Below are 22,018 nucleotides of genomic sequence, written 5' to 3'. Positions count from 1 at the left end.
TGACAAAGTTAATTTATTTTTCTTATATATAAAAATCTTAGCGCCAGCTCACATTTTAAAGCGACCAATAAAACAACAATTTACTTGTAATAACTTAAATTTTATGCAAAAAATATTTTACCAACGATAAAAAAATTATGCCAAATATCATGGAAGTTTCAAACAATGGCATATCAATTGCTACAGATATCAAAAATGTAGCATTCACTCACTCAGGGCCGATAAGAAGAAGATACTATGCAAGACATTCAAAATATCATGGAAACACTCAGTGGATGGGTCTGGGGCCCGTACATGTTGGTCCTCATTGTCGGAACAGGTGTATTCCTCACCTTCCGACTACTTTTCTGGCAATTTCGCATGTTGCCTTTCGCCTTCAAACAAGTCTTTGGCAAGCATCCTAAAGCCAATCAACATGATGGCGATATTTCTCATTTCGCCTCACTTATGACCGCACTTTCTGCCACCATTGGTACAGGTAATATTGCTGGTGTAGCCACCGCTTGTGTGCTCGGTGGTCCGGGCGCAGTGTTTTGGATGTGGATAACCGCGCTCTTTGGTATGGCAACCAAATATGGTGAAGGTGTACTCGCTGTAAAGTTTCGTCATAAAAATGAAAATGGCGAAATGAACGGTGGTCCGATGTATTACATCGAACGTGGACTTGGGCCTAAGTGGAAATGGTTGGCAGTGGTATTTGCCCTATTTGGTACTTTGGCATCCTTTGGTATTGGTAGCTCAGTACAGTCCAATACTGTCGCGCTTGCTGTGCAAAACAGCTTAGGGATCAGCACACTCACCACTGCAATCGTCATCACCATATTCTCTGCCCTCGTTATTTTAGGCGGCATCAAATCCATTTCTAAAGCCTCTTCATTTATTGTTCCAATTATGGCGGTAGGTTATGTATTGGGTGGCTTAATCATTATTTTCACCAACCTTGAATTGGTGATCCCTGCACTAAAAATGATCTTTAGCTATGCATTTACGGGCGAAGCTGCTGCGGGTGGTGCGATTGGTGCTGCGATTCGTTATGGTGTGGCACGTGGTGTATTCTCTAATGAAGCAGGTATGGGCTCAGCACCTATTGCCGCTGCGGCTGCAAAAACTGACCACCCAGCACGTCAAGGTCTTGTCTCTATGACAGGTACGTTCTTAGACACCATCATTGTTTGCTCAATTACAGGTATCGTACTGGTGATGGGCTTCATCATGGCAGGACAAAGCTTTGGTGATCAAACGGGTGCCGTACTGACGATTAGTGTTTTTGACAAACTACTTCCGGGCTTCGGTGGTTGGGTCGTGACTTTCGGTATTATTTTCTTCGCTTATTCAACCATTCTGGGTTGGAGCTATTATGGTGAAAAATGCTGTACATACCTCTTAGGTGAAAAGTCAGTACTGATTTATCGCTTAATTTACATCGCATCAGTCTTTGTCGGCTGTGTCGTAACACTCGATCTCGTTTGGTTATTTGCCGATACATTTAACGGTTTGATGGCTGCACCAAACTGTATTGCACTGTTATTGCTCTCAGGCATCATTGTGAAAGAATCGAAAGATTTTATTGAACGTCGTAAATCAGGTGAGTTGTACTAATACCTGCATCCTGCTCAACAAAAAGCCACGTGAATTCACGTGGCTTTTTTATTCGGACTGAAAATCGATATTTACTTATTGAATTGTGCCAATTTGACCATCATCAAATTTGTCGTTTTTCGTCTTGCTTTCATTGGCTGCTTCATCTTTTGGATATGATTCAGTATCTTCAATAAAGCCTTCACCAAATTGGTCACCAAACTCATTTTCAGCATATTCAGAATCTACAGCACTAACTTCCATCAGATCAGCTTCGATTTCTAAGGCAATTTCCAAAGATAAAGAAAAGAACAATACCCCCTGAATTTTCATGTTCCCTTGTTCATCTTCAAGATATTCACTGAGGGTTTTATATGCAGGGCTGCTTTCATCAAAAGGTACGTCAAGGTACAAATCACCTGTATAGCTATCGATCAAAGACTCACCTTCTAGCCCCATACAAGGGAAATAATCTATATTTTGCAGGTCAAACCAGTGCATAACATCATTACGCACCGTATTTTTTTCAGGATGTTGATGATCATATTCTTCAAAATGCACAAATAACACATCACGATTTTTTTCACGTGCGATGGCATCGATATGTCGTAATAGTTCAGTCATGTGGTGACCCATTTCAAAAAATATGATGCGCTATTATAAAGTGCTTACCATGTAAAAGTGCAGCTCTTGAAAATAAAACGACATCAATTGACCTTCAACAGCCATTTCATGCGATAAAAACTTGGTTTTTCGATGTATTCACCGCTATGCTGTGACTCAATTTGAGTTTGTGCACAGTAAATATTATGGCGAAAGCAAAAAGTGTCTATCGATGTGAACAATGTGGTGCTGATCATCCCAAATGGGCCGGTCAATGTACCGAATGTGGTGAATGGAATTCATTAGTCGAAATCAATATTGCACCCGCCGTTACACACCGTGCACAGCCGAAAATGGGCGGTGGCTATGCAGGTCAAGCTGCTGCTGTGACCACCTTAAATCAAGTTTCAGTTTCGCATGAAACTCGAATGGCAACAGGTATTGGTGAATTTGACCGTGTGCTCGGTGGTGGACTGGTCACAGGTTCAGTTGTGCTGATTGGTGGTGACCCCGGCATTGGTAAATCCACTATTTTGCTACAAACCGCAACCTATATGGCGGCGAGTAAAAGTTCTGCCTTATATGTCACTGGTGAGGAATCTTTGTCTCAAGTGGCTCTACGTGCCCAGCGCCTAGATTTGCCGACCGATCAACTCAAAGTCATGGCCGAAACCTGTGTCGAGCGTATTTGTGAAGTTTTGGCACATGAACGCCCTGCCGTTGCCATTTTAGATTCGATCCAAACCCTATACACCGAGACACTCCAGTCTGCGCCGGGCGGTGTTTCCCAAATTCGTGAATCGGCTGCACTCCTGACTCGCTTTGCCAAAAATAGTGGCACTGCACTGTTTATTGTCGGTCACGTAACGAAAGAAGGTTCTTTGGCAGGCCCTCGCGTGCTTGAGCACATGGTCGATTGTGTTTTGTATTTTGAAGGTCAGTCTGACTCGCGCTTCCGTATGATTCGTGCAGTGAAAAACCGTTTTGGTGCGGTCAACGAGCTTGGTGTATTTGGCATGACTGATAAAGGTCTGCGCGAGGTATCAAACCCTTCCGCTATTTTCCTGAGTCGTTATGATGAAGCCATTCCGGGTTCCATTGTCATGATTAGCCGTGAAGGTACACGCCCACTTTTGGTTGAAGTTCAGGCTTTGGTGGATGATGCGCATGGACAACCTCGACGCGTGGCCTTAGGTTTAGAACAAAACCGTTTAAACATGCTTTTAGCCGTTATGCACCGTCATGGTGGCGTACAAACCGCTGGACAAGATGTCTATGTCAATGTCGTGGGTGGTTTAAAAATCACAGAAACAGGTTCTGACCTTGCGGTACTTTTAGCCTGCGCCTCTAGCTTAAGAGCTAAAGCCCTGCCACAGCATTTGGCAGTATTTGGTGAAGTCGGCCTTTCAGGCGAAATCCGCCCTGTACCCAATGGACAGGAAAGACTCAAAGAAGCCATTAAACATGGTTTTAAAACCATTATTTTACCGCGTGGGAATGCACCGCAAAAACCTATTTCAGGTGTAGAGATTATTTCTGTCGCACGTTTACATGAGGCGTTGAGTCAGGCAATTACGCTGACCGATGAGTCTTAGTCACGTTGAATCGTTTATTTTGAATGAATTTTCAATTTTTTACCGATGTTCTATTGAAATTCAGTACAAATGGCGGCATAACTAGAAGGCTATTTTAAATTTATATAGATATAGGAAAATTTGATGGAAGTTCGACAGCGTGGTTTGATGACTGCTCTTTTAACAGCAGCCCTTTTGGTAGCGCCGATTGCAGAAGCGAAACGTGCCGGTGGTGGTAAAAGCCATGGTATGAGCCGTCAAGCTGCTCCAACTCAGTCTTATCAGCAACCTCGTCAATCTGCTCCTGTTCAACAGCCTGCAACTGCTGGCGCTCCAGCAAAATCTGGCTCGAATGTGGGCGGAATGGTTGCTGCTGGTGTGGCTGGTGCTGCTATTGGTGCAGTCGCTGCAAATGCGATGGCCGATGACAATAACGGTCAAGCAGCTTCTGAAGCGCAAGCTCAACAACAGGAAGAGAAAGGTGGTATTCCAGGCTGGATCTGGATTTTACTTGCCGCTGCTGTTGCCTTCTTCATTTTCCGTAAGATGGGCGCAAAAAAAAAACTAGCCACTAACAATCCGTATGCGCCAAACAGCGGTGCAAACAATGCACCGTTTGGCCAGCAAAATGCCGCACCTCGTGCAGGTAATGACAATACGAATATTTTTGGTAATTCTGTAGGCGGTAATTCAGCAGCTTCAAATGCTCCATTTGGTGCAGCTGCAGCAACGAACGCGCCTTTTGGTGCTGCCTATACCAACAGCGGCAATCAATTGCCGGATGGTACAGAACCAGCAACATTTTTACGTGTTGCACGTCAGCGTTTTAACCACATTCAATCGATGAATACGGCAAGCAACATTTCTGAAATTCAGCGTTACTTAACGCCTGATCTTTACCAGTCCATGTATAACGACATTATGGCGAATAAAGATGAAGACGTTGCTGAGTTTTCTAACTTAAATGCTATGGTGGTCGATTCTGCTAACGAAAATGGTCAATACGTTGTAAGTGTGCGTTTTACAGGTACTGTAAGTGAAGACTTAAATAGCCTGCCACAGCCTTTTGCTGAAGTATGGCATTTTGTTAAACCTGCGGGTTCTGATCAAGACTGGTTAGTTGCAGGCATTCAACAAGAACAATAATGTAGACACATAAGCATTCTTGCATTCTAAAATAGCGACTTCGGTCGCTATTTTTTTGCCTTTATTTCCCCTCTTTTTAAATCAATTTCTACTCAGCATGCTGAAATATCAATAATTTTGTGAATACATTATTCTAATTATTAATAATAATTGTTATCATTTAGATTAACTTTAATACAATTTCCAAGCGCTTAAGTATTTTATGAATAGCTCACCACCTGAGGCACTTGTGACACCCCTCACATCTGCGCTGCCTAAAACGCGTAAAGATACTCCTTCTCTATTGACCTATCGCTTGATGATTTTCTATCGCTTTGCCCTCGCTTTAGTGGGCGGATATGTTGTCGCGATGCTATCGGCCATCGTGATCGCAGATGTGTTTAGCGAAGACCGTGGAAGTGCAGCCATGAGTGCAACTTTAATTGCATTTATCCTGTGGAGCTGTGCATTTATTTGGGTCTTTATGGTGAATAAAACCCTCAAAGCAACTTTAGGCATTGTGATCCCTGCGGTGTGTTTGTATGCCATTTACATGATGATGGGAAGCTAAAATGCGTGTTGATGCAAAAGTAGAGGGACCTCGCCAGTCCATGTCTTGGCTGCATACATGGGCTAGCCTTATCTTAGGTTGGTTGCTGTATGCAATTTTCCTGACCGGGACCCTAAGCTTCTTTAAAAATGAAATCAATGTTTGGATGACACCTGAGCTGCATCAATCTGTTCCAGCCAGTTCACAAGTCCAACAAACTCAAGTCGCACTGAATTATTTACAACAAAATCATCCGAATGCAGGTGCTTGGAATATTTTGCTGCCGAATACACGTCAAAATGCCACCTTAATTACCGTTCGTGAACAAGGTGAAGACCCTCGTGCACGCCGTGGTGGTAAACAAATTTACATTGATAGTGCTACAGGTGAAGTGCTTGAGCCGCGCGATACGCGTGGTGGTAATTTTCTCTATCGTTTCCATTTCGAACTATATGGTATGCCACGTATGTGGACGCGATGGTTTGTCGGGATAGCCACACTGTTGATGTTAGTTGCCATCATTAGTGGTGTGATTACTCATAAAAAAATCTTTAAAGATTTCTTTACCTTTCGTTCAGGTAAAGGACAACGTTCTTGGCTCGATGCACATAATGCAACCGCAGTATTTGCGCTTCCCTTCCACATCATGATCACCTTTAGTGGCCTGTTGCTGCTGTTATTTACAATCATGCCTTGGGGGATTGAGCGTATTTATGAAAACCGTGGACAATTTTTACAAGAACAAAATCGTGTATTGGTTCAGGAAAATAAACCTGAAGGACGTGAATCCGCTCAAGGACGTGAAGAACGTGGCGAACGCCCACAGCAAGCCCGTGCCAATTCTGCACAAAACCAAGGCGAAAATCGTGCTGAGAGCCGTGGTGAAGGTCGAGGAGATCGTCGCTCTAAACGTGAAGAGCAACCTGTCGTTGCTGCGCCGTTGACCAACTTAGCGCCGATCGTGACTGCGGTTCAGAATGAATGGAAAACTAATCCGATTAGTACCGTTAGCATCATTGCACCGAATACAGACCAAGCTAAAATTGAACTACGCGCCTTACATGGTGAAAGTGTCGCGTATCGAAATATCTATGCAAGTAAACAATTTGATGGCGTAACTGGCAAAGACTTAACTGACGAAAGTGCCAAGTTAAAGCAACCTTCTGTACCGATGGGTATTTACAATGTAGTCACTACGCTGCATGAAGCACGTGGTGTAGACTTAGCTCTACGTTGGCTGCTGTTTATTTCAGGGATTGTAGGCACCTTGATGGTCGCTACAGGTCTCATTCTGTGGTGTGTAAAACGTGCGCCGCAACAGCAAAAACAAGGCTTTAAATCATTTGGCTACCGCACGGTTGAAGTGACCAATATTGCAGCGATTATTGGTTTACCCATTGCCTGTACAGCATTTTTCTATGCCAACCGTTTTATTCCCACACAGCTTGAAAACCGTTCGGAATTAGAAATTCGTAGTTTCTTTATTGTTTGGCTACTGACGCTCGTTTATGCGATGTTCCATACGCATCGTCAAGCGTGGCTAGAACTTTTAGCTTTTGCCACAGCAATTTTTGCTTTACTGCCGATTGTAAACTTCATGACTGGTGGTCAAGCGCTTTGGAATACCATGGCAAATGGCCAATGGATGATTGCATCCTTTGATCTTGCAATGTGGCTTTTGGCTATCTTGTTTGCCTATTCATTTTACAAAGTGAAAAAGCATAAAGGACTGCCTGTTAAAAAAGCGCGTGCCACAAAGGAGGTTGAAGCATGATGTTCTTTCTCCTGATTTGGGCACTGAGTAGCTTAGGTTTTTTTGCCTTGGCATGCAGCATGTCTAAACATCAAAAGCAGTTCTACAGCAAAGAGTTAAGTGTGGGTCAAACACGCTTAGCCACGCTGGTCGGCTGGGCGCTATTGATCATCGCCTTACTACTTTGCCTCTCACTTGGCACGCCGAGCAATAACATCAGTTATTGGTTTGGCGCGCTGACCATTGCGGCTTTATTTGTCGGGCTATGTATTAGTTATATCGCTGAGTATTTTTGGAAAATTATTGGTGCATTAGTTGTCATATTTGTATTGTCTGCAGTGTTATTGAAATTTTAATTCTTTAGACAACGATCTCTAAACATTGAAAGCCAATCTTCGGATTGGCTTTTTTCATGCCAACCGATTAGGCTATGCCTATTCTGCTCTTTTGGATTACACATGTCTGAACTTTCAATCTCTCCTGCTTTATATAACCGCGCTATGGCAGGCAATAAAGATGCTCAATTTGAACTGGCTGAAATTTATATGCAAAGTGAAAATGATGAGCATGTTGAACTTGCTGAAGAATGGGCACTCAAAGCAGCTCAGTTAGGTCATGTAGAAGCAATGTATTGGCTGGGTGAAGGCTATGCAGTCTATGCCAAAGACATGCTCGAAGAAGATCCTGAAGAATCTAAAACCTATTTTGAGCATGCGCACCGCTGGTTAGAACAAGCGTCAAAACATGACCATCCTGCTGCAATTTTAGAATTGGCCAATTTTTACCGTCGCGGCGATGTGGTGGAAAAAGATGTCGCTAAATCCATTGAACTGGTTGAACAATCTGCAAAATTAGGTGAAGTTCAGGCCATGCGTGACTTAGCCTTTATTTATGCCAATGGCTTAGGCATCGACGCTGATGAAGAAAAAGCAGATTTTTGGAATGAAAAAGCCGATGTGGCTGAGCAGTAATCCAATTTTTTTCTAAAAAATAAAGCCCATCTCATGATGGGCTTTTTGCTTTTAACAAAATGGCTCAGCTCGCCACATAGTCATTTACATCTACAGTAATCACTTGTCGGCAAATGCCCTCTGCCCCACGCTGCTGTTCAAATACATCTGCTGGCATGGCATCAAAGCTGTCAAAGAAACTAATTTCAGTTTCGTCAATGTCATACACCAAAGAATGGTTCCCCACGCCCTCTAGAGTATCGTAATACACAATCACAAACTGATTTTGTTCAAAAGCCTGCTGAATTTGTGCATAGCCAATTGCAGGCAATATAGGCAGTTCCAATTGGTCTGCTTCTGCATAACTGCGTTTTTCACTGTCCTGCAGCTCAGGATCATGCTCTGTGTAAAACTTTACTTGAAAACCAAACTTTTTCAGTCCTACAGCTAAACCAATGGTTGTTGTGCCATGGTCAGCGTCATAAGCGCAAACTTCGATGAGTTGCTGAATATCTGCATCTATACCTAAGTGCTGCAGCAACATCCACACCGCATAAATGCCCCCGTTGGCTTCTAAATTTGCCAATTCATCAGGTATTTCCATCGACATATATCAAAACTCAAAATTGCTTATGGACGATGATAAACAAATCAAAGTGGTTTTGCCTGCAAGTTTTAATCCAGACCTGATTTCACATGTACAAAAATAATGTCCAAATCTTGTTTAGGTACAAAATTCTTTTCAACCATTTGAAACTGCGTAGCGCTGATTTTCTTCACTTTTCCTGCCCAGCAAAAAGAAACCAGCTCTCCTGCATCACGCTCAATCGTCAGTTTAAAATCTTGAATAGGTTTTGCCCAATTGGCACCTGTTTTTAAGATATAACCCAAAGCTTGAAATGGTGCATGCTGTGATTTGGCCTTTCTGAGTCCTGCCTTAAAGTTTTTATCCATACAAAATTGTTGATTATACTCATCTGGATATAACGCCACAGAGCCACCCACCAGCGGTGCATATTGATGCTGTACGCGAGTAAATGCTTTGGCTTTAAAGGTTTGCTTCCAGCTGTAAATTACCTGAGATGACCATGAAATGACTTCACTCGGATCTTTGGGCAAGATTTTTTGCAGTGCTGCATTTTTACAGTTTCTGAGCTTTGTCTCGAGTGTTTCATATTCATCATCTTGCCTGCTCCACGGATTCAGCATGTCTTTTTCCGTAAACCCGCATTGCTTAAAACTCTCCGTCATATCAATCGGGGCTGTTTTTTCATCTTTTTGAATAAAAGTGCGCACATGCATTTCAGGCTGAATCGTTTTTCCATTCACCTGAACTTTAAAACTTTTTAGCAATTTTTCAGTATTGGCAAAATCAGATTCAAAGAAGTTTTCAACTTTTGGCAGCGGAAATAAGACCGTTTCAGTCACATCTTTATTGCTTAAATTTTTGAACTGGTAATCGACCTTGATGATTTTTTTACTAATAAACAGGTCTTCACTGAACATTTGAATGTCTTTATTTTTCAGGTATTTCACACCGCCTGTTGCCACATAGCCTGTTGAATCGTTGGCATATGTTAGTGCTGAAAAACACAAGCATATGAATGCAGTTAATTTTTTCATTATTAGCTTCCAATTTTTTATATTTAAAATTGCACTAGAATATCATCGACCATTTTTCAGGAATATACTCAGAAATTAGCCCTATCCCGATAATTATAAGGGCAATGATGCCAATCAAAATAATAAAACTCACTGCTTTTATGACTACTCTAAGGGTTAAATTTAAGCCTTTCGTATAATTTTCAATAAAGCCTGAAAATTTAAATAAGGATAAAACCCCAATCAAAATTAAAGGCAGAAAAAAAATATCTTGTGGTGAAAAGTCGCCTCGCCTTGCTGAGACAGCTTGTGAAGATACGAGTAAAACTAGGAAAATATTAAATTTTAATATATTCATGATACGTACGTTATTATCTTTTTATTATCAGATTATTCATCTACATATTAACCAATTTTTGATTGGAACTCACTCTATTTCCAAGTACAATACTGCCCTAGTCGAGGGATGCTGCGACTTTCTTATAGGCACTAAATATAAGATCGCTAGGCTCGACGATTCGGTTGGACACTCGTTCCAATCAACAACGGCATCCGCGAACATAATGATCAATTGTTTTTATTAAGGAGATCGTGATGAACGCGGTTAATGCTTCATTTACAGATTATAAAGTTGCCGACATTTCACTAGCTGACTACGGCCGTAAAGAAATCAAACTCGCAGAAGCAGAAATGCCAGCCCTCATGGGTCTTCGCAAACGCTATGCAGCGGCTAAACCGCTTGCTGGTGCGAAAATCCTTGGCTGTATCCACATGACCATTCAAACTGCAGTTTTAATTGAAACTCTAGTTGAATTGGGCGCAGAAGTACGCTGGACTTCATGCAACATCTTCTCTACTCAAGACCACGCTGCTGCTGCAATCGCTGCTGCAGGTATTCCTGTATTTGCTTGGAAAGGCGAAACTGAAGAAGAATACATGTGGTGTCTTGAACAGCAAATCAATGTGAACGGTACACCTTGGGATGCAAACATGATTCTGGATGATGGCGGTGACTTAACTGCGCTTGTTCACGAAAAATATCCTGAAGTGATTGCTAAAATCCACGGTATTACAGAAGAAACCACTACAGGTGTTCAACGTCTTTACGAAATGCACCGCGACGGTACTTTAAAAGTTCCAGCAATTAACGTAAATGACTCTGTCACTAAGTCTAAAAACGACAACAAATACGGCTGCCGTCACTCACTTAACGATGCAATCAAACGTGGTACAGATATGCTTTTATCTGGTCGTCGTGCGCTTGTAATCGGTTATGGTGACGTAGGTAAAGGTTCTGCTCAATCACTTCGTCAAGAAGGCATGATTGTACGTGTCACTGAAGTTGACCCTATCTGTGCAATGCAAGCATGCATGGACGGTTTCGAAGTTGTTGCTCCGTATAAAAATGGCATTCAAACGGGTAAGAAAGAAGACATCAACCTTGATCTTCTTCAAAATACTGACTTGATCGTAACAACAACTGGTAACTACCACGTATGTGACGCTGCAATGCTTGATTCATTAAAAGCTGGCGCTGTAGTTTGTAACATCGGTCATTTCGATACTGAAATCGACACAAATTACTTACGTGGTTACAAGTGGGTTGAAGTGAAGCCACAAGTTCACCAAGTGTATCGTACAGAAAATGAAAACGATTACTTAATCCTTCTTTCTGAAGGCCGTTTGGTGAACCTTGGTAATGCAACTGGTCACCCATCACGTATTATGGATGGTTCTTTTGCTAACCAAGTATTGGGTCAAATGCACCTATTCGCTGAAAAATTTGCTGATCTTCCTGAAGATCAAAAACAAGCTGCGATCCGCGTAGAACTTATTCCTAAGAAATTAGACGAAGAAGTTGCTGCTGCAATGGTTGCAGGTTTCGGTGGCGTATTAACGACTTTGACTCAAGAACAAGCGGATTACCTCGGTGTTCAAGTTGAAGGCCCGTTCAAAGCTGAGGCTTATAAATACTAAGTTTTATAAATACCTCTCCCTAACCCTCTCCTAAAAGGAGAGGGAACTCTTCATTGTGAAAGCAAATTTGATGTTAACTCCAAATCACTATTACTTTCATAATGGAAGTCGCTTCTCCCTTTGGGAGAGGTCAGGGAGAGGGTAAACAAATAGTATTTATAAAAAAGGATTTGAACATGTCAAAACAGATTCCTATTTCCTTTGAGTTCTTCCCAACCAAAACTGATGCGGGCGCGGAAAAACTTAAAGTTGTACACCAAGAACTACAATTATTAAATCCTGAATTTTTCTCTGTGACTTATGGTGCAGGCGGTTCTACCCGTGAACGCACTTTGTCTACATTGAATGATTTCAACGGTAAAGGCACACCGGTTGCCCCTCACCTGTCTTGTATTGGTGACAGCAAAGAACGTATTGCTGAATTGCTGGATTTGTATAAATCGCAAGGCATTGACCGTATTGTTGCGCTGCGCGGCGACTTGCCGTCTGGTCAAGTGGGCTTAGGCGAATTGCCTTATGCAACGGACTTGGTACGTTTCATTCGTGAGCACACTGGTGATCATTTCAAAATTGAAGTTGCAGCATACCCAGAAATGCACCCGCAAGCAGACAGCTTTGATCTCGACATCAAACGTTTCTGCGACAAAGCCAATGCAGGCGCAAACGCAGCACTCACACAGTTCTTCTTCAATCCAGATGCCTATTTCTACTTTGTAGAACGCATTCAAAAAGCAGGCGTGAACATTCCTGTCGCTCCAGGCATCATGCCTATTACCAATGCAAGTAATTTAATTCGCTTTGCTGATGGTACAGGTGCAGAAATTCCACGTTGGATTCGCAAACAGCTTGCGACTTATGGCGACGACACAGCGTCAATCAAAGCCTTTGGTCATGAAGTGATTGTAAAACTTTGCGAACGCCTGATTGCTGGTGGTGCGCCAAGCTTGCACTTCTATACCATGAACACCACGGACCCTACACGCCAACTTGTGAAAGACCTCGGTCTAGCATAAGACATTTCGACCTATTTGAGAGTAAAACTTTAATGCCACGTTTTTATATTGAAGCTGATTTAACTGTTGATACGACTGTTGAATTAACGGAAACAGTGTTTCATCACTGGGTAAAAGTTTTACGTGCTCAAGTGGGAGAAACAGCCACTTTGTTCAATGGACAAGGTGGCGAATACCATGTTGAATTGATTGAAATCGCTAAAAAGTCGGCTGCCGTTCAAGTTTTGCAATTCAATCCAAGCAATCGCACACCACATTTTACGGCACTATTGGGTCAAGTGATGAGTAAAGGCGACCGCATGGATTATGCGATTCAAAAAGCGGTGGAACTCGGTGTTTCTGAAATTCAACTACTCACTTCAGAACGTTGTGAGATGCGTTTGAAGTACGATCGTGATCAAAAGAAACTTGACCATTGGCAAGGCATTGCTATTGCTGCTTGCGAACAGTGTGGACTCAACATTGTTCCTAAAGTACTTCCGCCTCTTCCCCTTGAAAAATGGTTGGAAAGTGACCTACCGACAACAAAATTGGTACTCGCACCCAATAAAGATGAAGTTGATGTATTAGCTGATGCTGACCCGCACGTTGCCTTACTGATTGGCCCTGAAGGTGGCTTGAGCGAAGCAGAGATCAGGGCAGCAAATGAGAAAGGTTTCGTGAACTGGTGTATCGGTGAGCGTGTCCTTCGCACAGAAACTGCGCCTGTAGTTGCACTTTCAATTTTAAATTATAAATTTATTTAATTTTTACTCGATAGTTCATCTGAAAGCATCAATGATGGCATCCTTGATATTGCTTTTTATTTGTAACGCAATTACCCTAGAGTCAATAAAAACAAATGATTTGTTACCAAGAATAAACAAACACTCTCAGGAACAATACAAATACAACGATCTAGATTTAGTTAAGGCAGGGTTTTTATATTCATGACGTATAAACAAGATGAATATATCAAGCAGTACAATCATACTGCTCAAATTGCGAACACGATTCGCCATAGCCGCTATTTTTTAGTCAGTATTCTGATTATTTGCTTATATATTTTTTCGATATATCAAATTTTTTATAAATCGCCATCTTTGTATTTCAATATTTGGTTTATTTTTACAGAAGTTTTTGTCAGTTTATGCTGGCTGATTAGCACAGTTTATTTTAAACCCGAACAATACTCACTGATGATTGCGCATCGTTGGCTACAATTTCAATGTTTTTCTGTCGGCACACTGATTGCGAGCGGTATTTTTTTAATTTTTTATTATTTGCCTGCGACCAATCAAAGCTTTGAACCAATTCAAGCCCTGACACTCTCTGCCCTACTATTGATCGTGACGCAAACCTTTGGTTTGACCTATTTGACGCAAAAACTTAATTATTTTTGTTTAGCCTTTATCCCGTCTATCGTGCCCTATCTGATTGCACAGTTCTTTTTCTTAGATGGCTCAAATCACTTATTTAGCTTGAGTATTAATTTTGGGCTCATTGTGATTCTAATGTGCGCCATGACGTCATATCGAATTCATCGTCGTGTATCGACTTTACATGCTAAAAATAACCTACTGGTCGATAGTGCCAAGCAACAAGTCAAATGGACTGATGAACTGTGTCAGCAGCTCCAAGATGAAGTCAACAAATCACGAGACATCGAATTACAGCTACAACTGGGTAACCAAATCCTTGAACAGAAAGTTAAAGAGCGGACCTTCGACATTGAGCAAATGAACAAGGATTTAGAAAACCAACAAGCCAATTTAGTCCTTGCGCATGAAATCGCCGGTTTACGTCCTTGGGATTGGAACATCAAAGACCGTAAAATCGTTGTCACCAACTATAAGCAAGAAAAAACCCTTAGACATTCGAAAGAGCATCAGCAACAGTTACAACATGTGATCCATCCTGATGATATCCCACATTTTAAATCAGCGATGATTCAACATCTACGTGGATTTAAAGACCGTTATGAGGCCACTTATCGGATTCAAAACAGTCAAGGGAAATGGAGTTGGGTACATGATATTGGACGGGTCATTCAACGCGATCCAGATAATCGTAAGCCATTGCGCATGGTCGGTATTCGACGTGATATACATCAAGAACGGACATCTCAGGAACGTTTAAAACTTGCAGCCAGTGTACTCGAACAAGCTGCTGAAGGGATTTTCATTTTAAATGAAGAGCTGTGCTATATCGAAGTCAATCCGTTTTACGAACAATTAACCGGCTTTAACTACGACCAAATTATTGGTAAACATCTTTTTGATATCACTGCAAATTACAAATCAATTCAACGTAGTATGCACTACTCGATCATTAAACAAGTGCTGAAAATTGGTGAGTATGATGGTGAATTGCACGAAAAATTTCTTTCAGGTAAAGAACTGACGCTATGGATGCATATTAATGCGATTACAGATGATCAAAATCGCGTCACCCATTACATTGGAATTGTCTCAGATTTAACAGAACGTAAATTGCAAGAACAACGTTTATCTTATTTAGAAAATTATGACACTTTAACGGATTTACCGAACCGTTTTTATTACAACTATCAACTGCATCAGTATTTAGTTTCGCAACAAGATTCGATTAAACAGTTGGCTGTCATTCGTTTAAACATCGACCGTTTCCGTCCATTAAATGAATATCTCAGCAACAATGGTGGTGACGAGCTGTTACGCCAAGTCGCACAGCGTTTACGTCTAACCAATGCCGAAGCTCTGTTTGTCGCACACTTAAATGGCGATGATTTTGCGATTGTGTATGAAATTTCACACATCCGCCCTTCTGTGCAAGAGCATTGTGAACGCATCAATAAAGCCTTTAGCATTCCATTTAATATTTTTGGCCAAGATCATGTCATCACCTTATCGATGGGTGTAGCGTTCTACCCTGAGCATGGCCGTCAGCTAGATTATCTAAATAACTGTGCGGAACAAGCGCTGAGCGAAGCCAAAAATTTGGGAGGCAATACTACACGTTATTATTCCAATGAAAATACCGCATTATTAGAGCAAGGGATCTTCTTGGAACGCGACTTGCGTAAAGCCATTCAAAATAATGAGCTGGTGGTGTATTACCAACCGAAGATCAATTTCCGTGATAAAAATATTTACGGTTTTGAAGCCTTGGTGCGCTGGAATCATCCTGAAAAAGGCTTAATACCACCGGGCTTATTTATTCCTTTAGCAGAACAAACCAGTTTAATTTCCGATATCGGGCGTTTTGTCCTGCAAAAAACCGCGCAGCAAATTTGTTTTTGGAATAATTTGGGTTATCAAAATATTTGTGTATCCGTCAATATTGTTGCGCAGCAACTGCGCCGTGGACAATTATTAAATGATCTAGATGAAGCGATAGATGCCAATCAAATTGATGGTGCCAGTCTGGAACTGGAAATTACAGAATCTTCTTTGGTCGAAAATCTAGATTCAGTACGTGAACTATTAAACGAAATAAAAAAACGTAAAATCAATATTTCACTTGATGATTTTGGTACGGGCTACTCATCTCTATCCTATCTGGCTGATTTTCCAATTGATATTTTAAAAATAGACCGCAGTTTTATCTCTAAAATTGGTGAAAATAAACAATTGGCCATCGTTAGTGCCATGATTGCCATGGGTAAAGCGATGGGCATGACGGTAGTCGCTGAAGGGATTGAAACTGAACAACAGTTACAGTATCTACAAGACTTAGAATGTGACATTGCTCAAGGCTATTTTTTCTCTAAGCCACTGCCACAAGAAGAGGCAACCGTGTTCCTTGAAAATAATATCTCTTCGCCTGCTTATACTTACTTAATATAAGTCACTATGCCTGAGCTATAAGATTGTCTGAAAAAGACGCGACTTCGACTGTCCCAACTGTGCAACTAATGTTATATTCAAGCGGATAAAGCAAGCATTGCAGCTTTATATTGGATAAACAAAACACAATCGAGATACAGATGGACGATCAATCTTTAAAACAGCAGGCTTTGTATTATCACGAATTTCCAACTCCGGGGAAAATCAGCGTTACACCAAGCAAACAATTGGTCAACCAACACGATTTAGCCCTCGCATACTCGCCAGGTGTCGCTGCACCTTGTTTAGAAATTGAACGCGACCCATCTACTGCTGCACTTTACACAGCGCGCGGTAATCTTGTTGCTGTAGTCAGTAACGGTACAGCCGTACTGGGCTTAGGTAACATTGGTCCTTTAGCGTCAAAACCTGTTATGGAAGGTAAAGGCGTTCTATTCAAAAAATTCGCTGGTGTTGATGTTTTTGACATTGAAATTGCTGAAAACGATCCAGACAAAATCGTAGATATCGTTGCAGCATTGGAACCAACTTTCGGTGGTATCAACCTTGAAGACATCAAGGCCCCAGAGTGTTTCTACATCGAGCAAAAACTTCGTGAACGCATGAATATTCCTGTGTTCCATGATGACCAACACGGTACATCAATCATTGTGGGTTCTGCATTACTGAATGCACTTCAACTCAATGGCAAAAAAATTGAAGAAATCAAAATTGTCGCTTCTGGCGCAGGTGCTGCTGCCCTTTCATGTTTGAACTTACTTTGCGCACTTGGCGTGAAAAAAGAAAACATCGTTGTGGCAGATTCACGCGGTTTATTGACGACTAGACGTGAAGGCTTGGATGAGTCGAAAAAGGCATACGTTCAAGACATCGAAGGCTCTCAGCTTGCTGATGTAATGGAAGGTGCGGACATGTTCCTTGGTCTTTCTGCAGCAGGTATTTTGACCAAAGAAATGGTTAAAGTCATGGCGAAAGATCCGATCATCTTTGCCCTTGCTAACCCAGACCCTGAAATTCTTCCTGAACATGCACATGAAGCACGTCCAGACGTGATTATGGCAACTGGTCGTTCAGACTATCCAAACCAAGTGAACAATGCGCTTTGCTTCCCTTATATCTTCCGTGGCGCACTAGATGTTGGTGCAACCACAATTAATGAAGAGATGAAGATTGCTTGTGTACATGCGATTGCTCGCATGGCACATGTCGAAGCTGATGCTGCATCATATGGTGAAAAATCTGCTTCATTTGGTCGTGATTACCTCATTCCGCGCCCATTAGATCAACGTTTGATTCTTGAAATTGCACCTGCTATTGCGCAAGCAGCGATGGATTCAGGTGTTGCAACTCGTCCAATTCAAGACTTCTCTGCATATCGTCAACGTTTGTCTGAGTTTGTTTATAACTCTGCATTCATGATGAAACCAATTTTTGCGCAAGCGAAAACTGATCCAAAACGTATTGCATATGCTGAAGGTGAAGATTTACGTGTACTTCGCGCAGTACAAATTGCTGTTGATGAAGGTTTAGCAAAACCAATTCTTGTAGGCCGTCCTGCAGTCATTGAAGCAAACATCAAAAAATTAGGTCTACGTCTTGAAGACGGCGTGAACATCACTATCGTCGATCAAGAGAAAAACCCTGATTACGATAAGTTTGCTGACGATTACTACAGCATCATGCAGCGTAAAGGTGTAACGCCTGAATATGCTCAGCGTGAAGCACGTCGTCGTTCTACACTTATTGCGGCAATGCTGGTTCGCCATGGTGTGGCTGACGGCATGCTGTGTGGTACATATTCAAGCTACGACATTCACTTAGACTTCGTCAGCAATGTGATTGGTCTAAAAGAAGGCCGCAATAATTTCTTCACGCTGAATGCATTGATGCTTGAAGACCGTAACTTGTTTATTGCCGATACTTACATTAACCGTAATCCAACAGCTGAACAGCTTGCTGAAATGACTATTTTAGCGGCTGAAGAAGTACGCCGTTTTGGTATTACGCCGCGTGTAGCATTGCTTTCTCACTCAAGTTTCGGTTCAGACCAAAACGATCCTAGCGCACAAAAAATGCGTAAGGTTTATGATATTTTGTCAGAAATTGCACCAGAACTTGAAGTTGAAGGTGAAATGCATGGTGATGCCGCACTGGATGAAAATATTCGTCATTTCGCATACCCGAACTCACGTTTTAAAGGTTCTGCGAACTTGCTGATTATGCCAAATCTAGATGCAGCGAACATTTCGTTCAACTTGTTGAAATCAACTTCAGGTAGTAACGTCACGATTGGCCCAATTCTTTTGGGTGCTGCAAAACCTGTTCATATTTTAACACCAACAGCGACAACTCGCCGTTTAGTGAATATGACTGCATTAACTGTTGCAGAGATTCAAGAAAACGAAAAATTAGCGCTCTAATTTAGTTGACCTGAACACACTTTGTGACTTGAGAAAACCTCTGTTCTGTAGCATGATTGCTCTAAGAATAGAGGTTTTTTCATGCAAGTTTATTTAGTAGGCGGTGCAGTTCGAGATCACTTGCTCGGGCACCCCTATCACGAAAAAGATTATGTCGTTGTCGGTGCAACGCCGGAACAATTACTTGCTCAAGGTTATCAACCTGTGGGTAAAGATTTCCCTGTTTTTCTTCATCCAGAGACCAAAGACGAATATGCCTTAGCCCGTACAGAACGTAAGTCTGGACATGGGTATCATGGCTTTGAATTTTATACCGACGTCAATGTCACACTCGAACAAGATCTCATTCGACGTGACCTCACGATCAATGCGATTGCCATGGATGATGCAGGTAATGTCTATGACCCCTATGGCGGTCAACGTGATCTAGAACAGCGTGTCCTTCGCCACGTGTCTAATGCCTTCGTCGAAGATCCTTTGCGAGTTCTGCGGATTGCACGTTTTGCGGCACGTTATAAAGCTTTAGGTTTTAAAGTGGCTGATGAAACATTGGAACTGATGCAAGAGCTTGCCAAATCTGGCGAGCTTGAAGCCCTTACACCTGAACGTGTATGGAAGGAAACGTCTCGTGCATTAATGGAAGACCACGCAGATGAATATTTTGAGGTATTAAGAGCCTGTGGCGCTTTAAAAGTCTTGTTCCCTGAAATTGATGCGTTATACGGTATTCCACAGCGTCCTGAATATCATCCTGAAATAGACTGTGGCATTCATACCATGATGTCGCTACAACAAGCGTGTCGTGCAAATTATTCTTTGGATGTTCGTTTTGCTGTACTGGTACACGACTTAGGCAAAGCACTTACTCCAGTAGATGAGTTACCGCGCCATATCATGCATGAAGAGCGTGGTGTAAAACCAGTTACTGATGTCTGTGACCGTATGCGTGTTCCCACCAATACCAAACAATTGGCTATCTCAGTGTGTAAAGAACATTTAAAATGCCATCAAGCCTTGAGTTTAAAACCGGGTACCTTGTGGCGCCTGTTACAACGTATGGATGTGCTACGCCGTCCTGAACGCGTAGAGGCCTTTGTACAAGCCTGTGAATGTGATTCACGTGGTCGCTTAGGTTTAGAGGATCGTGCCTATCCGCAAGCTAAATACGTTTTAGATGCCATGCAGGTGGTTCGTAATATTAAGGCTTCTGACTTACCTTCAGATGTGAAAGGCCCTGATATTGGTGAAATGTTGATTCAGAAACGAATTGAAGCTATCGGACAATTCAAGCATGAACTCGGCCATAACACGCCTACAGCTTAAAATAAATCCTCTCAGAAATGAGAGGATTGACTTTCATCATTGCTGTTAAGCCTGCCGAAGTATTTTGAAATAAATGAAAAATTGAAATAATCTAGTGTCATCTCTGAAAATTAAATACTGATACTCAACCCAATTTAAGACAGGTAAAAAGAATAAAAATAATGAAGAAACAACTTTCCAATATATTGATTGCTATTGTCTTTTGCGGACTCCTAGTAGGGATGGGCTTTACCCAAACCCTTTTTAAAAGTTTGCCACAGCTCATCATGATATTTTTTGGAATGTTAGCCTTAGGCTCCTTAATAATTAAGCGTTCATTTATAAGCTCTATTCCTTTTTATATAGTTTTGGGAGTTATGTTTTATATTAATATTTTTCTATTGGCGAGCGCTGCTGTGGATTTTATTCATCCACATCAAGACTGGACTACACAGAATGACGGGAGTATTGATAGAAGCCCAAATTTAAACTGGCTGTGGGCGATAATTGTCTCCTTTTTTCTTTCCCCACTCAGCATTGTTTTCTATCATAAAAAAATTCAAAGAAATAAAGGTCTTGAAATAGCCTTTATTACTCTTTTTATTATTGTGACATTGATAATTTATATAAAATTTGAGCTACTCTGCTGTAATTAAATTGCATCTTTTATAAATATTTAGACATATTATCGCTAAATCACAATCTATACGTTGATAGGCCTTTTTAAATTTGAAAGCTATGCTGCTGTCTAAAATGTATAAGCATTTAAAGACAGCAGCTATTCAGTTCACTTATGACGCAGCTGCTGGAAAACTAATGACTTTTTCAAGTTTTAACTGATTCGTTGCCACCATTAGCAATCGATCAATGCCTAAGGCTATACCTGCACACTCACTCATATGCGGTAATGCAGCAAGCAAATATTCATCAATCGGCATCACATGCAACCCAAGTTTAGCGCGCTCTGCATTATCTGCCTCAAAACGACTGCGTAAAACATCCGCATCAATCAGTTCATCATAAGCATTCGCTAACTCTAAACCTTCGATATACAGCTCAAATCGTGCTGCAACCAACTCCCCATCTTCGTCCACACGGGTTTTCGCCAAAGAAGCCATTTCAGGTGGAAAATCTGTAAGGAACACTGGCGTATCAAAACCGAGGCTCGGCTCAACATAATGCGAAAACAATAAATCGATATAGCCTAAACGGTCTTCACCCAAATCTAAGCTTAGCCCCACACGACGACAGCAATCTTTTAGATCTTGTAAAGAAGCTTGTAACGGGTTCAAATCCAAACGATCCATAAAGGCATGCTTATAGCTCAAAATAGTCGGACGAATTTCACCAAAGCGTTGTTTCAAGGTTACATTCAGTAAATCCGTCACTTCAAACATCAAGTCTTTTAAGCTAAAACCCGGACGGTACCATTCCAACATGGTGAATTCACTGTTGTGTTTACGTCCATGTTCATCATCACGGAAAACTTTACAGATTTGGTAGATAGGCCCACTGCCACTTGCCAACAGACGCTTCATGGCAAATTCAGGTGAAGTTTGCAAATAATGCGTTTGCTTTTGACCATTCACATGACGCTGAGCTTGTACCGATGCTAAATGCACATCGGTGACACCCGCTTGTGAAAGTACAGGTGTTTCTACTTCAAGAACATCACGTGCCGCAAAAAACTGGCGAATTTGAGCATACATCGTGGCACGTGCACGAAGTGCAGTGAGTTCACAACTCGGTTGAAAGTTCATTTGGC

At 41.6% G+C, this 22,018-nt stretch carries 19 protein-coding genes; 14 read left to right on the top strand and 5 right to left on the bottom strand.

Features of this window, described 5'->3' with window-relative positions; translation table 11 throughout:
- Positions 1–237: 237 nt before the first annotated feature.
- On the top strand, positions 238–1,599 hold the full coding sequence (locus FTU75_RS01725; protein WP_180114919.1) for a sodium:alanine symporter family protein: 1,362 nt from the start codon (positions 238–240) through the stop codon (positions 1,597–1,599).
- A 75-nt stretch (positions 1,600–1,674) separates the two neighbouring features.
- Here FTU75_RS01725 and FTU75_RS01720 read toward each other — a convergent pair whose 3' ends face one another.
- On the bottom strand, positions 1,675–2,202 hold the full coding sequence (locus FTU75_RS01720) for a hypothetical protein (protein ID WP_306669976.1): 528 nt from the start codon (positions 2,200–2,202) through the stop codon (positions 1,675–1,677).
- Positions 2,203–2,387: 185 nt separating this feature from the next.
- Between FTU75_RS01720 and radA the strand changes: the two genes are divergently transcribed.
- From radA to FTU75_RS01690, 6 genes are all read left to right on the top strand, one after another.
- Complete coding sequence (gene radA, locus FTU75_RS01715; RefSeq protein WP_180114917.1) at positions 2,388–3,776, top strand: DNA repair protein RadA; 1,389 nt, start codon at positions 2,388–2,390, stop codon at positions 3,774–3,776.
- Between the two features lie 123 nt (positions 3,777–3,899).
- Complete coding sequence (locus FTU75_RS01710; protein ID WP_180020733.1) at positions 3,900–4,901, top strand: Tim44 domain-containing protein; 1,002 nt, start codon at positions 3,900–3,902, stop codon at positions 4,899–4,901.
- A gap of 202 nt (positions 4,902–5,103) precedes the next feature.
- Positions 5,104–5,451 carry a hypothetical protein gene (locus FTU75_RS01705; protein ID WP_078192079.1) on the top strand — a complete coding sequence of 116 codons (348 nt, stop codon included), beginning with the start codon at positions 5,104–5,106 and terminating at the stop codon, positions 5,449–5,451.
- Between the two features lies 1 nt (position 5,452).
- Positions 5,453–7,204, top strand: coding sequence for a PepSY domain-containing protein (locus FTU75_RS01700; protein ID WP_180114915.1), 1,752 nt, complete (start codon positions 5,453–5,455; stop codon positions 7,202–7,204).
- Positions 7,201–7,539, top strand: a complete 339-nt coding sequence (locus FTU75_RS01695; RefSeq protein ID WP_180114913.1) for a DUF3325 domain-containing protein — start codon at positions 7,201–7,203, stop codon at positions 7,537–7,539. Before FTU75_RS01700 ends, FTU75_RS01695 begins: the two co-directional genes overlap by 4 nt.
- 102 nt (positions 7,540–7,641) lie before the next feature.
- Positions 7,642–8,154, top strand: coding sequence for a tetratricopeptide repeat protein (locus FTU75_RS01690; protein WP_078192082.1), 513 nt, complete (start codon positions 7,642–7,644; stop codon positions 8,152–8,154).
- Between the two features lie 64 nt (positions 8,155–8,218).
- On the opposite strand, the gene FTU75_RS01685 is transcribed toward FTU75_RS01690, so the two are convergent.
- The 3 genes from FTU75_RS01685 to FTU75_RS01675 all read right to left on the bottom strand — a co-directional run bounded on the left by FTU75_RS01685 (position 8,219) and on the right by FTU75_RS01675 (position 10,093).
- Positions 8,219–8,743, bottom strand: a complete 525-nt coding sequence (locus FTU75_RS01685) for a cysteine peptidase family C39 domain-containing protein (RefSeq protein ID WP_078192083.1) — start codon at positions 8,741–8,743, stop codon at positions 8,219–8,221.
- A gap of 65 nt (positions 8,744–8,808) precedes the next feature.
- The gene (locus FTU75_RS01680; RefSeq protein WP_180114911.1) at positions 8,809–9,756 is read right to left on the bottom strand and encodes a DUF4424 family protein; all 948 of its coding nucleotides are present in this window, start codon (positions 9,754–9,756) and stop codon (positions 8,809–8,811) included.
- Positions 9,757–9,790: 34 nt separating this feature from the next.
- On the bottom strand, positions 9,791–10,093 hold the full coding sequence (locus tag FTU75_RS01675) for a hypothetical protein (protein WP_111883908.1): 303 nt from the start codon (positions 10,091–10,093) through the stop codon (positions 9,791–9,793).
- 236 nt (positions 10,094–10,329) lie between these two features.
- On the opposite strand from FTU75_RS01675, the gene ahcY reads away from it, so the two are divergent.
- The 7 genes from ahcY to FTU75_RS01640 all read left to right on the top strand — a co-directional run bounded on the left by ahcY (position 10,330) and on the right by FTU75_RS01640 (position 20,909).
- Complete coding sequence (gene ahcY / locus FTU75_RS01670; protein WP_180039608.1) at positions 10,330–11,712, top strand: adenosylhomocysteinase; 1,383 nt, start codon at positions 10,330–10,332, stop codon at positions 11,710–11,712.
- 176 nt (positions 11,713–11,888) lie between these two features.
- Positions 11,889–12,725, top strand: coding sequence for a methylenetetrahydrofolate reductase [NAD(P)H] (metF, locus tag FTU75_RS01665; RefSeq protein ID WP_180114909.1), 837 nt, complete (start codon positions 11,889–11,891; stop codon positions 12,723–12,725).
- Positions 12,726–12,757: 32 nt separating this feature from the next.
- Positions 12,758–13,471 (top strand): 16S rRNA (uracil(1498)-N(3))-methyltransferase, encoded by a 714-nt coding sequence (locus tag FTU75_RS01660; protein WP_180114907.1) that lies wholly within the window; start codon positions 12,758–12,760, stop codon positions 13,469–13,471.
- Between the two features lie 183 nt (positions 13,472–13,654).
- Entirely contained in the window at positions 13,655–16,531 is a 2,877-nt protein-coding gene (locus FTU75_RS01655) for an EAL domain-containing protein (RefSeq protein WP_180114905.1), read from the top strand.
- A gap of 140 nt (positions 16,532–16,671) precedes the next feature.
- Complete coding sequence (locus FTU75_RS01650) at positions 16,672–18,951, top strand: NADP-dependent malic enzyme (protein ID WP_180114902.1); 2,280 nt, start codon at positions 16,672–16,674, stop codon at positions 18,949–18,951.
- 81 nt (positions 18,952–19,032) lie between these two features.
- A complete protein-coding gene (locus FTU75_RS01645; RefSeq protein WP_180114899.1) occupies positions 19,033–20,274 on the top strand; it encodes a multifunctional CCA addition/repair protein in 1,242 nt (413 codons plus the stop codon).
- 161 nt (positions 20,275–20,435) lie between these two features.
- Entirely contained in the window at positions 20,436–20,909 is a 474-nt protein-coding gene (locus tag FTU75_RS01640) for a hypothetical protein (protein ID WP_180114897.1), read from the top strand.
- Between the two features lie 135 nt (positions 20,910–21,044).
- On the opposite strand, the gene epmA is transcribed toward FTU75_RS01640, so the two are convergent.
- Positions 21,045–22,013: an EF-P lysine aminoacylase EpmA gene (gene epmA / locus FTU75_RS01635; protein WP_373685843.1), complete on the bottom strand. Its 969-nt coding sequence runs from the start codon at positions 22,011–22,013 to the stop codon at positions 21,045–21,047.
- Between the last annotated feature and the right edge of the window lie 5 nt (positions 22,014–22,018).

The sequence above is a fragment of the Acinetobacter sp. YH12140 genome (assembly GCF_013418475.1).
Lineage (GTDB): Bacteria > Pseudomonadota > Gammaproteobacteria > Pseudomonadales > Moraxellaceae > Acinetobacter > Acinetobacter amyesii.
Note: the sequence above shows the minus strand (reverse complement) of the source record. Positions and strands in the feature narration are given on the sequence as shown.